This window comes from Paenibacillus phyllosphaerae (assembly GCF_014192105.1).
Classification (GTDB): domain Bacteria; phylum Bacillota; class Bacilli; order Paenibacillales; family Paenibacillaceae; genus Paenibacillus_Z; species Paenibacillus_Z phyllosphaerae.
Genome location: NZ_JACHXK010000010.1, coordinates 205463 through 218994, shown reverse-complemented (window position 1 = coordinate 218994; position 13532 = coordinate 205463). Strand labels below are relative to the sequence as shown.

Genomic DNA, 13532 nt, shown 5'->3' with positions numbered 1-13532 from the left:
AATACGGGAACTTCGCTGCTATCGCACCTTCACCGCAGCTGCCTGGGCTGCCACGCATAATTCGCCGGCCTTGAACGTATGCGCCTGCGTCATCGCATGCTCGGTACGGTCGAGGCAGTCGCGGATGAGCTCGCCGAAGAACGGATAGCCGATCTGGCCGTCAACCTGAATATGGTGCTCGCCTTCATGGTTGACCAGGTAAACATGATTCCCGGTACGTTCGCGGCCGATATCGATATATTTGCGCAGCTCGATGTATCCGTCCGTGCCGAGAATGACGGTGCGTCCGTCCCCCCAGGTGCCAAGGCCGTCCGGCGTCAGCCAGTCGACGCGGAAGTAGTTCGTCGCCCCATTGTCGCCAAGCAGCGTGGCATCGCCGAAATCCTCCAGCTCCGGATATTCAGGATTGCGGTAATTGCCGACCTTGCTGTGCAGCACCTTGGCGTCCTTGCAGCCCGCGTAGAACAGGAATTGCTCGATCTGATGGCTGCCGATGTCGCACAGAATGCCGCCGTACTGCTCATGGCGGAAGAACCAGTCCGGTCGGGACGGCGCATTGAGCCGATGCGGACCGGTGCCGAGCACCTGCACAACTTTGCCGATCGCGCCTTCTTGAATGAGCCGGCCGGCATAGACCGCGCTTTCCACATGCAGCCGTTCGCTGTAATACACCATATACTTGCGTCCCGTCTCCGCTGCCTTCGCGCGGGCAGCCTCCACTTGGGCAAGCGTCGTGAACGGCGTCTTATCCGTAAAATAGTCTTTGCCATGGTCCATGACCTTCATGCCGAGCGCCGCACGTTCGGATGGAATCGCCGCGGCGGTCACGAGCTTCACTGCCGGATCCTCAAGAATAACTTCAGGCGACGACGCGGCCTGCGCCATCGGATAAGCTTTCAGGAAATTGGCGACCTTGACCGGATCGGGATCGTACACCCAGCTAAGGGTACCGCCCGCTTCAAGAAGCCCGTTGCATTGACCGTAAATATGCCCGTGATCCAGCGACATGGCCGCGAAAGCAAACTCACCCGGCCCGCATACAGCTTCCGGTTTCTTCACCGATACGGGCGCGTAATTCATGCCGTCGGAACGTCCGAACGATTGTGTCATAATCGATGTGCCTCCCATTAATCATTAAGTTCGAGCAAACATGGGCCTTGCCGCGCTAGAAGGTACCGGTCAAATCAGCAGGCTTCGACTCCACGCTCGTTAGCTTCAGCCTGGAGCCTGCAATTCGCTTATTCAGCTCCGTCTCGTGCAGCGACTCATCCAGAGGCAGATCCACCCAACCGTCCAGCCATGTGGACAGATGCATCGCATTCGAGATCGCCAGGCCATGGATGCCCTCTTCGCCAGGGGCAATCAGCGGCTTATCGTGCAGGATCGCTTCGGTGAAATTCTGAATAATGCCCACATGGTCCGTATTGCGGCCATGAATCGGAACGTCGACCTTCCAGCATTCCGGACGGCCGAACAGCTCCTTATTGCGCGCATTAAAGTCTGTCTCGCTCTCACGAAGACGCCAGAATTGCATCTGGTCGTCCTCGATGACGATTTTGCCGCGCGTGCCCGATACCTCGAACCGATTCGTGCCCGGCGCTTCGCCGGTCGTCGTAATGAATACGCCCGTCGCGCCATTCTCGTATTCCGCATAGGCGGTCACGTCGTCCTCCACCTCAATGTCGCGGTGCTTGCCGAAATGGCAGAAGGCGCGGATGCGCGTCGGCATCATGCCGATCGTCCATTGCCATAGATCGAGCTGATGCGGACATTGGTTGATGAGGACGCCGCCACCTTCGCCGCCCCACGTCGCGCGCCAGGAGCCGGAGTCATAATAGGCCTGCGAACGATACCAGTTCGTAATGAGCCAATTCGTGCGCCGAATTTCGCCGAGCTCACCGGAGGCTATCAAATCGCGTAGCTTCTGGTAGAGCGGATTCGTTCGCTGGTTGTACATAATGCCGAACTTCTTGCCGCTGCCCGCCGCCGCGTCGTTCATCTCGCGCACTTGCTTCACGTAGACGCCGGCCGGCTTCTCGATGAGAACATGCACGCCTTTGGCAAATGCGCGGATCGCTTCGCCCGGATGGTCAAAATGCGGCGTAGCGACGATTACTGCGTCGACGAGGCCCGAATCGAGCAGAGCCTCCGCGCTGTCGAATACCTGAACATCCTTCAGCTGCTCGCGAGCACAGTCGCGCTTGGCCGCCATACTATCGCAAACCGCCGTCAGAACACCGCCTTGAATTTTGCCCTCCTGGAAGCTGCGGGCATGGCCCGCGCCCATATTGCCGATACCGATTATCCCGTAACGTACCTGTGTCATCCGTTCAACTCCTCCATCCATGTGCCGATTTGCGTTGCGTAAACTTTGAGCATTTCCGGTGTGCTGTAGGCGCTGCTAAAGTCCTCCAAGCCGAACCAACCGTCATAACCGACAGCCTTCAAGTCCGCCAGCACCTGCTTCCAAGGCACGACGCCGCTTGCGATCGGACGCCAACTGCTCTGGAATGCGATTGGATCGAGGCTATTCGCCTCTGCCCCAGAACCGCCAGCAGCCTGCGACGCATTCGGATGCGTTTGGTCGAACGACCATCCTGCATTCTTCACATGCACATGAGCCAGATACGGACCGAGCAGCTCAAGACCCATTCTGTAATTCTCGTATCCTTCGTGCACCATATTGCCCGGGTCATAGAGCACGCCGATCTGATCCGGATTAAAGCGGCTGACCAACCGGTGCGTAAGTCCCGCACTCGGCGCAATCGTCACATGGTGTGTCTCGACAAGGGCCTTGACGTTATAATCTTTCGCTAACGACTCCACTTCTGCTAAGTAGCGAACGCCTTCCTCGAACAATTCGTTATAGTTGCGAGTCCGGTTATAGCCCGGCACGCCTACCCGCACCATCGAGGCGCCGAATCTCCGCGCCAAGCGGAATACCTGCTCGGTCGCCTCCAGATCGCCAACGGTCAAATACGGGGTGATCGCAATCGGCCGCATCCCATGCTGCTTGGCGGCCTGCTCGAAGCGGACAATCTCCTCTTCTTCCGCATCCGGCGATAGCGTACACCGATTATTGCCCCAGAAAGAAGGTTTTTCCTGCCGCAGCGCTTCGGGCGTTGCCTTACATCTCCACTCGATTCCTTCGATGCCAGCCGCTGCGGCAACTTCGCATAGCTGCTCGGGCGTTACGTCTGGCGTTGCCACGGTAAAGATCGAAAGCTTCACTGGATTGGCCATGCTCACTCATCCCTTCATATAGGTTTTCAATATTGATGCATAACTGCTGCTTCAGTTTGACTGTCATTTCTCGATTAAGCCGTCTCGCGCTGACCATCCTTGCTGTCTTTCCCCTTGTGAGACAACGCTTTCAATTGCGGTAGGTTGATTAGCTGAATACACGTCTAGTGCCTCTCACTGTCGATGTTTGAAGAATGATTACCTCACCATCTCTTCGTGTCAGCCCTATTGTAGCACCATGCTCTACATCGCGGATGGCTCCAACCACATCTGATTAACTACAGTCAAACAGATCGCCAAAGAAGGTTATGAGAGTCAATCCTGACAGGCCGTTCGATCCTGTCTAGACAAAAAAAGCTGTGCGGGATCGGCCCGCGCAGCTTGGCATATCTATGCTATGGCGTCTGGAGGATGCCCTGCGCCACGATGACAAGGTCATCCAGATCAATGACGTTGTCATGGTCCAGATCGTAATGCTGATACACGGCGATCCACTGCGGATCTTCGTTCGTCTTGCCGTAAGCGGCAGCGACGATGCCGAGGTCGCCGATCGTGTAAGCTCCGTCTTGATTCGAATCGCCTGGCTGCGCGACAACGACCGATGCCGCGAATGCGTTCATCGCCGCTGTCAGCCTTTCCACCGCCTGTGCGACTTGAACGGATGTTGCGAAATCGTCTTCGGCAATCGCCGCTGCCTGCGCAATCGCCGCGCCGAACGCGTCTTTGGCCTGCTGCGAATATTGGCCCGGTTTCGTGCCGATCTTCGCCTTGTCGAATTGCTCTTGCGCGCTTGCGAGGAGCGATGCAAGCACGGTTTTGTCCGCTCCCGGCTGGATCTGGATGCCTGCCGATGCAGCTGCTACCTGCGATTCGGCCCCTGTGCCCGTGGAAGCCGTGTTAGCGAAGGAGATTGCGGTCGATACCGGCTCTGCCAATACCTTCGCCTTCCAATTCAGCTTGATGAGCGTCGTATCTTCGTCGATCGCGCTGCTCTCGCCTTGGGAGGCCGCTATGATACGAATACGTCCCGGCGTATCGGAGTCAACGGTGAGCAACTGGAAGCCTTCCACGAGCGAAGCCGCCCCGACGAATTCGATCGCATCCGCATCATAGCTTACCGTAATGTCCTGGGCGTAGATTCCATCTGCGATGTTATGCAGCGTGTAGTCCGTCGCAAACTCGGAGCCGCCAAGCACGTTCGCCGGGCTGCCCGAGATCGACGCATATAACTCGCCTGCGCCATACACTTGAATCGTAGCGCTGCCGGTTGTGGTCAGTCCGGACTTGTTCACAGCTGTAGCCGTTAACGTATGCGTACCCTTCAAGCCTGAGAGCGGAATCTCCTGGCCAACCTCGACGGGGGTTCCGTCCAAGGTGATGCTCAGCGATTCGATGCCCGATTCGGCGTCGCTGGCGGACACTTCAATCTTCAAGGTATCGCTCTCACGGAGCTGCCGATCGTTCAGACCAGTGAGCACCGGGGCCGTCGTGTCTTCTGTTCCCGTTGGTCCGCCCACTACCGTAATGCGCGGAGCCGGCGGTGCCGTCATCCCTGCGCCTAAGTAAAAGCTCGGATGCGGCGGCTGGTTGTACCCGGAATTCTGCCAAGCGACCGCCAGGCGGTAGTCCGGATCATGCATAAGCGTGTGAATCCGGTAGTCGGTCAGATCCGTCGTCGTATAGATTCGCAGCTCGGTGCTGTCCGTCGTGCGCCAGATCACTTCCTCGCGCCAGTCGCCGAAGAGGTCTGCCTGCAGGTTCGGGTTCGCTTTGGTCGAGTTGTTGGATGCGACGCCTTCCGGCTTGAACACCGTGTTCGTCGTGGTGTTCACGTAGTCCCATTTGTCAATGCGCGTGCCGTCCAGCAGTTCTCTCAGCAGATCACCGTCCCACCAGATGCCGAAGTTCGTCGAGGATGGGACGGTCGTGCTCAGCAGCTCGCCTCTGGCATTGTACAGGCCTGTGATCGGAATATGCTGCTCGTTCGTGATCGTGGCTGACCATACTTCTTCGCCGATATGGTTCGGATCGATATCCGCCGACATGCCGCGCCCAGTATCGATGCCCGTATGGACGCCCCACAGAATCTCGCCCGTCGCCGCGTCGCGGAAGTCCATGCCGTACGGGGAATCCGTATGCTCGTGCACGTCGAAGACTTCCTTGCCCGGTCGGGTCGGATCGAGGTCGCCGACATGGAGCGCGTCGCCGTGTCCAAGTCCGGTATTGTAGAGCGGCTTGCCGTCATCGTCGATGCCCATCGCGCCGAACGTGATCTCGTCCTTGCCGTCGCCGTCATAGTCGCCGACGGACATGTTATGGTTGCCCTGCGCCGTGTAGGCCGAGCCGTAGGCTTCGTCATTGGAATCGAATTTCCACCGTTTCGTCAGCTTGCCGTCCTTGAGGTCGTACGCAGCGATAACGGTGCGTGTGTAGTACCCGCGGGAGAAAACCAAACTCGGGTGCTCGCCGTCCAAGTAAGCGACGGAAGCCAAGAACCGGTCGACCCGGTTGCCGTAGGCATCGCCCCACGAGCTGACGTCGCCGCGCGGCGGGTCATAATTCACCGTATCGATCGCCGCGCCGGTCAGACCGTTGAATACGGTCAAGTATTCGTTGCCGAGCAGCACATAGCCCGTGCTGTTGCGGTAGTCCGCCGTTGCGTCGCCAATGACCGTGCCTTGGCCGTCAACGGTGCCGTCCGCCGTCTTCAGCGTAACTTCGGCTTTGCCGTCGCCATCGAGGTCATAGACCATGAACGGCGAGTAGTGCGCGCCTGCCCGGATGTTCGGGCCGAGGTTGATGCGCCACAGCCGCGTGCCGTCCATTCGGTAAGCATCCAAATAGACGATGCCCGTGATGCCGGCCTGCGAATTGTCCTTCTGGTTCGTCGGCGACCACATCTGCACGATCTCGTACGTGCCGTCGCCGTCCAGATCGCCTACGCTCGCATCGCCTGCGACGTACGAGTACGGCTGGCCGTCCTTCGTGTAGTCGTCAGCCGGCTTTTGCAGCGGGATGGACAAGTAGTTCTGCTCCCATGCCGCGAACTGCTTCGTGGCCGCCTGTTCTGCGCCGCTGAGAACGGAGATGATTTGATACTTGCTCGTTGCCGTGCCTGCTTCATCTAGGAAATTCGTGCTGTCTGTAATCGGAGCGTCATTCAGCTTCACGCCATCCCGATAAACGTTGAATGCGATCGCCTCGGAATCGGTGCCGAGCAGCTTCCATCCGATATAGACGCCATCTTCGCGTTTCACGGCGACTGGCGCGCGGTCGAGATATTCCATTTGGCGGTACAGCTGCGTAACCGCTTCGGTTGCCAGCGCTTGCGACAGCTCGGAGACGCCGCCTGCGTTGATCGCCGCTACCTTGTAGTAGTACGGAACCGTCGTTAGTACCGTTGTGTCCGTGAAAGACGTATCTCTTGTTTTGCCGATGAGCGAGTAGGTGCCGTCCGCCTTGGATGCACGGAAAACCGCATACGTGATCGCATTGTCGATTTTGTTCCAGGAGAAGCTGACGTCGTTCTTGTGAATCGCCGTCTGCGCAAGACCTGTCGGTACGGCAGGCCGCTGCTGCTCAGGATCGATCGTCGACACTTGCAGCGGATTCGACGGTACCGTCTCAAAGCCCGCGCTGTCGAGCGAAGTGACCGTGTACGTGTAACTCATGCCCAGGTCTGCCGTGATGTCAGTGAACGCCGTTGTATTCACCATACCGAGCAGTTCAGGCGTGCTGCTCACCTCGGATGTCCGATACACGTTGTACGATTCCGCGTCCGCCGGCCCTTTCCAGGACAGCGTCACGAGCGGCGGGTCTTGATCCAATTGGAGGTTGTCGAGTCTCACGTCCGTCGGCGATTGCAGGATCGGCGTAATCTCGATGCCGTTGATGATGCCGGTAGAGCCTCCGAACACCATGTTCATCTGGCCGTCCCTTACCTGCACTTCGCTGATGACCTTCTCGGCGACGCTGTTCTTGGCTGCGGATACCGTGCCGAAATCTTTGCCTTCGATGGCAATGGTCGTTCTGGCCGAGCCGAGCAGATCGCCGACATACGCTTTGACCGCATAGGCGCCGTTCGGGAGATCGACCTTGAATTCCCATGTGTTGTTGAAATAGCCGAGCCAGTCGCGGATGAGGTCATTGTTCTCCGCTGCGCTCGTCCCCCGGTCGCGCGTAATCATGCCCGCGTTCATCGTCAATCCGTAACCGAGCTCCCGGGTATACAGCGTGTCCAGCGTTACCGGCGTATAGCCTGCCATGACAGGGCTCGTCGCGGCCCCCATGTCGTAGCGGTAAGCGGCGGCTTTCGTTGTGATCGTCACCGGTTCGGAAGCGGCGGATTCGCCTTTGCCGTTCACGGCCGTCACATAGACGTTATATGTCTGCCCTTCCGACATCCCGCCAAGGGTGATCGTCGGTACGGTAGCTGTCCCTACCATCGTGTATTCCGTATCCGAAGCGAGCTTGCGATAGATTTTGTAAATATCCGTCTGCTCGACTTCGTTCCACTTCAGCACCGCGCCTGCATTACTGATGCTGCCGGCAATAACGCCCGTCGGCTTCGCCGGTACTTCAGCCGGCGGCTCGATGTCTTGGACGTAATCGGCGAGCGGCAGATCCAATTCTTGAATTCCGCCGGAGAGCAATCTCGCCAGCTGAATCGCGCCATACTCCTGGAAGTGGGTGTTGTCGGCGGAACCGTTCGGGAATGCGCCGTAGATGCCCGGTTCCACGTGCAGGAATACCGACAAGGAAGCGGCAGGACCGATCGAATCGTAATACGCGACGCTAAGCGTGCTTAAGTCAACGAGCGGCACGTTCAGCTCCTCCGCCACTTCCTTCATGCCCGCTACGTACTCAGGGAAGCTGACATTGAATTTGCCCGTCGTCTCGTTAAAATCGCGGCGGCCCATCGGCGTCACCAGAATCGGCGTCGCTCCGCGCTGGCGAGCGCCGTTGACATAGGTTTTGAGATAGTTCTTGTAATCCGGCACGGACGCATAGCGCTCCGGCACGCTGATCGTCGCATCGTTATGGCCGAATTGGATGAGGAAATAATCGCCCGGCTTGATCGCGAGCAGAATCTCGTCGAGCCGCCCTTCGACGATGAACGATTTGGAACTGCGGCCGCCGATCGCTTTGTTCGTGAACGTCACGTCGTCGTTGAAGAACCGAGGTAGCATTTGGCCCCAACCCGCTTCCGGCTCCCAGTACGGATCGTACGTCTGCACCGTGGAGTCGCCTGCGATATACACATTCGGCTCTTGGCCCGCCGTCCGTTCATCCAGCTTCGTAATAATGAGCGCGTTCAGTTTCGGCGCTGCGCCCGCGAAGTCCAGATTGAGTTGGCCGTCCACTAGCGCAATCTTGAACTCCATCTCGAGGTATTCGCCGGCTACCTTGCTCGTCGTCTGCACTTTCTGAATCGTCTCCGCTTTGATCGCGATCTCGGAAGCGTCGGCGGCATCGCCGGCTACAAGTTCCACCTTGTAATCGCCGTTCGGGAGATCGATGTGGAACGACGTATCCTGCGGGGAGACGAAATCGGACTTGATCGCATCGCCTGTGCCGCGATCCTCTGCGGTTACCTTCGATGGATCGGCAAAGCCATAGTGCAGCGACGGCGTGTATGCCGTGGATGCCGCCACGCCGATATATCCGTCAGCGACCGCTCCTGAGCCAAAATCAAGCTTAATCGCGCCTTCAGGCAGTTCGGCTGGCGGCGTGTAGATGGAACTTGCCGCTGCCGCAGAATAATCGGATGTGCCATGGGCGTTCGCGGCTTTGACCTTGTAGTGCCATACCTTGGATGTATCCGCAGAACTGTCGGTGTACGTTGGGGAAGTATTGGTGCCAATCTCGGTGTATGTACCCTCAGCGGCATCCGAGCGATAGATCGTGTAAGAGGTCGCATATTCAGCGGCGCTCCAGCTAAGCTGAATGCCTGCATCCGTGACGGATGTGGCGGCGAGGTTGATGGGAGCTACCGGGGCGATCTCCGGAAGTTTCACTTCGGCGGAAACCGAGCCGCTCGGCGCCGACTCGAGGCTTGAAGCACCAACGGCTGTGACCTGGTACTCGTACGTATTGCCGACCGCGACTGTCGTATCCGTGTACGCTGCCGCATTCGTTACGGAACCGAGCTTTGTGAAAGACTCAGCACCGGCTTCTTTGCGATACACATTGTAGGAAGCTGCCTCCGCTACGCTATCCCATTGGAGAGCGACGCTGCTGGTTGCGGCACCTGCTTGGATGCTAGTGACGGCAAGACCTGTCGGTGTCGCAGGCGCCTTCTGGACAACCTGCTCGATTACGAGCGCATTCAAGTAACCGCCTGCTCCCGTACCCGATACATTCACGGTCAGCTGCCCATCCGTCACCACGGCCCGATACGTTGCCTGGGTGATCGCTTGACGGGAGGAGACCGTCCCTTTGGTCTCGCCTTCCAACGCGATCGTGGTCTTGGTCGTCGAAGTACCGGTAAGGAGATCGCCGGAGTAGACCGTCACATCGTATTCGCCATTAGGCAGATCCACCTTGAACACATAAGCGGTGCCCAGGATAAAATCGTTCGTCGCATCGTCCCCGCCGCTGCGCAGACGGGATACGACGGAGGCTTCGAGACCGTAACCGAGATCGGCTGTATAAAGCAGCGAGTCGTGGACGCCGATATAGCCTTCCATCACGGGACTTGTCTTCGTGCCGAAGTCGAATTTCTTGATGAGTTGCGGCGTATCGGCCGATGCGTATGGAACAGCGGACGGGATCACCGTCGTGGAGATCATCGCTGCGCTGAGCATCGTGACCAGCGCTTTTTTGGTTTTTTTCTTCATAAGTGTGGGAGTTGCCTCGCTTTCATCCTTGGATGGTGACAACAGGGAGACGCATGGGAATGCTTACGAATGCCGATTGGCTTGTGAGGCAGGAATGGCGGGCAGAATCTTTGTTCGTGGAATCGCTTTCATAATTAAATCTTACTCCCCCGCATTGACGCTTGCCCATGTAAATTGCAGAGTTGAATGGTTAAAAATCAGATACGTTATGTATCGCGAAAAAGCATAGAAATATAAAGAGCCTTACCCTGCCATACGTATACTTCCAGTCGTAGTCAATTTGACCCTCGCCTAATGGATTATGCTGGGCAGAATCAGTGCTTTTCGCTAGAATGGATAGCATCTGCCGTGTATCGGCTGTCTTAGGAGGATTTACGTGCATGCTGACTTTTTTCACATTTCTCGCTTCTGCATTCTGGCGTCATAAAGGCCGAACGCTGCTTCTCGTTGCAGCCCTGCTTGTCGAGTTGGCCTTCGAAACTTTTATGCCGCTCAGTTTCAAGTTCATTATCGATCTGGCCATCGTACCGAAGAATTACGAGCGGCTCATCCTCATTCTGATCCTCATGGGATCCGGTGCCCTGGCTACCGTCATGATCGGCCTATGGCGGGATCGGATGTTCGCCGGCCTCAGTGCGCGGATGATGGCAGAAGAATACAAGCGGCTGTTCGGCAAACTGCAAACCTTGTCGGCGGATTTCTACCACCGGACAAGCGGCGGCGATATCGTCGCCCGCTTCAACAGCGACCTCATCTCCATCGACGCGTTCCTCAAATTGATCCCGTATGCGCTCTTGTCATTATTCGGGTTAGTGCTCAATCTGATCGTGCTATTCGCGCTCCAATGGCAGCTTGCACTGCTCGCCGTTGTCGGTCTTCCGCTCTGCCTGATCGGGCCGAAGCTGTTCGGCAAGAAGGCGCTGGACGCCAGCCACGATTGGAAGGAAGAGCAGGCTGAGCTGACTAGCACCATTCAGGAGAATACCGGCGCGCAGCCGGTCATTAAGGCGTTCGGGCTGCAGACGTTGTTCATCCGGCGCTTCCATGATCGAATGAATGCCTATGCGGACAAATCGGCGAACGCAAGCTTCCTCAGCTTTCTGATCGACCGGACGACCAATATGGGCACGATGTTCCTGAATTTGGCGACGATCGGGGTCGGTTCGTTGCTGGCCTACAACGGCGTCTTGTCGATCGGCTCGCTGCTCGCCTTCAGCACCATTCTGATTTCGCTCAGCTATTTGGTAGCCGCTCTAACATGGCTTGCGCCGATGCTGATTGAAGCCGTTTCCGGAATGGAGCGCGTGCAGGAAGTGATGGAGGAGAATCCGTCCGTGGCAGCCAATGAGGAAGGGCCTCTCCTTGCGTCGCTGACAGGCGGCATTGCCTTCGCGAACGTCACCTTCGGCTACACGCCGGAGCATGCGAGCCTACGCGGCGTCAGCCTGACGATACCGAAACAAACCTATGCGGCCTTCGTTGGCGCAAGCGGCTCGGGCAAAAGCACGATCATTAACCTGCTCATGCGCTTCTATGACCCTCAGCAAGGGGCCGTGCTGTTCGACGGCGTCGACATCCGCAGCGTCAACCTGCAGTCGCTTCGTGCGCAGACGGGGATCGTCTTCCAGGAGAGCTTCCTGTTCCGCGGATCGATCCTCGAGAATATTCGGCTTGGCAAGCCGGATGCTTCCGACGCCGAAGTGGAGCAGGCTGCCAGAAACGCGGAGATTCATGATTTCATCGTGAGTCAGCCTGACGGATACGACACGGATGTCGGGGAACGGGGCAGCCGGCTGTCCGGCGGTCAGCGGCAGCGCGTCGCGATCGCAAGAGCGATCCTGCGCGATCCCGCTATCCTCATTCTCGATGAGGCAACCTCCGCACTCGATCCGGCAACCGAGGCTGCCATTAACCGAACGCTGGCGCAGATAGCCGCATCGCGGACCGTTATCTCGGTCACGCATCGGCTCGCTTCTGCCGAGCATGCGGATTGCATCTATGTGCTGCACCAAGGGCAAATCGCTGAACAGGGCACGCATCAGGAATTGCTGCAGCTGCCGGAGGGACGGTATAAGCAGTCCTGGAACAAACAGTCTGGCTTTGAGATCAGCGAGGATGGGTTCCATGTCGAGGTGAAGGCGGAACGGCTGCGGATGTTCCCGATCTTCGAGGGGTTAGACCTGCCGCTGCTTGCGGAAATCTCCCGGTATTTCGTCACGGAATCGTATGCGAAGGAACGAACGGTCATCTATGAAGGAGACCCCGGCGACAAGTTTTACGTTATCGTCCGGGGCAAGGTGGAGGTATTAAAAAAGGATGCGCAGGGCGAGAATCAGCAGGTGGCCGTATTGTCCGACGGCGACTTCCTCGGCGAAGTGGCCCTGATCAAGAACATCCCGCGCACCGCCACCATTCGAACGCTGACACCGGTGGTCTTTATCTCCCTGCAGCGTGAATTTTTCCAGGAGCTGATGCAGCGAGCGCCTCACTTGCTTGCGCTGATGGCTTCCCGATTGTAATAAAGCGATCGAATCGAATCGAGCAGCCGATGTTCATTGGCGGCCACCGCGACCTTCTCGCGGAACTCCGGCCGAATCAGATGGGCGAGCGGCTGCTCGACCTCGTTATAGTGACGGAATGCGTCCAGCGCCTGCGCATCCCACTGATCCGCATATTTGAGCAGATCGCCCGGCATGACCCACACCCGATCGGTCCCATCCTCCGGGAAGCATTCGAACGGCTCATCGACGTTCAGCGTACCGTAATCGTCGGTCAGCTGCTCGCCCGGATAGATGTCCCGGACCGCGATTTCAACTTCAAAGGCCGTCCCCATGCAGTTGGCATGGAAGCTGTGATTGACGTACCTCCCGATGTCCCAGCACAGAATATACTCCCCAAGCTGGTTGCGGTACGAATATTTCAACACCGGCTTCTTCCGATCATCCTCCAACGCATGCACGGTATCTGGCGACAGCACCTGATCCAGATCGTCCAACGCCCACGTTAACGTGCCTTTTGGAATGAATTTGGTGGCAAATACGCCATAGCCCATTTTGTCATCAATATATCGAAGTTCAGTATGCGGGTGCATCATCGGTGCAACACTCCTATTCTTAGCGCACAAAATTCCCGTGTCTATAGCCTCTATTATCAGGGTAACAAGAGGCTGATGTCACCAGAAATTTTGACAAAAAGCAGCAGAAAAGAGCCTATTTTTGCTAACCGATATACGTTCTGGTTTTATGAAAATCTCCATTCGGATCGAATTATCTTTACCTTCTATTCTCAGAGCCAAAGTGACAGACTTACTTGTAACGGTCCTCAATCTAACGGAGCAACAAGGAGCCCGGATTACGACGCATCGGCTATTCGAACTCGATTTCGCAACTTGTTACCATATTCGGCAAGGTCGACTCACGAAACAGCGACGAATCGCGCCTTATGGGGCGA

The 13532-nt window shown here is 57.3% G+C and carries 6 protein-coding genes; 1 reads left to right on the top strand and 5 read right to left on the bottom strand.

The window, feature by feature from the left end; all coding sequences use genetic code 11:
- Positions 1–18: 18 nt before the first annotated feature.
- From FHS18_RS20775 to FHS18_RS34995, 4 genes are all read right to left on the bottom strand, one after another.
- Entirely contained in the window at positions 19–1110 is a 1092-nt protein-coding gene (locus FHS18_RS20775) for a Gfo/Idh/MocA family protein (RefSeq protein WP_183602152.1), read from the bottom strand.
- Positions 1111–1165: 55 nt separating this feature from the next.
- Positions 1166–2326 carry a Gfo/Idh/MocA family protein gene (locus FHS18_RS20770; RefSeq protein ID WP_183602150.1) on the bottom strand — a complete coding sequence of 387 codons (1161 nt, stop codon included), beginning with the start codon at positions 2324–2326 and terminating at the stop codon, positions 1166–1168.
- The gene (locus FHS18_RS20765) at positions 2323–3231 is read right to left on the bottom strand and encodes a TIM barrel protein (protein WP_183602217.1); all 909 of its coding nucleotides are present in this window, start codon (positions 3229–3231) and stop codon (positions 2323–2325) included. Before FHS18_RS20765 ends, FHS18_RS20770 begins: the two co-directional genes overlap by 4 nt.
- A 407-nt stretch (positions 3232–3638) precedes the next feature.
- Complete coding sequence (locus FHS18_RS34995; protein ID WP_183602148.1) at positions 3639–10082, bottom strand: rhamnogalacturonan lyase family protein; 6444 nt, start codon at positions 10080–10082, stop codon at positions 3639–3641.
- Positions 10083–10462: 380 nt separating this feature from the next.
- Here FHS18_RS34995 and FHS18_RS20755 point away from each other — a divergent pair, with 380 nt between their 5' ends.
- Positions 10463–12601, top strand: a complete 2139-nt coding sequence (locus FHS18_RS20755; protein ID WP_183602146.1) for an ATP-binding cassette domain-containing protein — start codon at positions 10463–10465, stop codon at positions 12599–12601.
- Here FHS18_RS20755 and FHS18_RS20750 read toward each other — a convergent pair.
- A complete protein-coding gene (locus FHS18_RS20750; RefSeq protein ID WP_183602144.1) occupies positions 12568–13176 on the bottom strand; it encodes an SET domain-containing protein in 609 nt (202 codons plus the stop codon). The genes FHS18_RS20755 and FHS18_RS20750 overlap by 34 nt on opposite strands.
- Between the last annotated feature and the right edge of the window lie 356 nt (positions 13177–13532).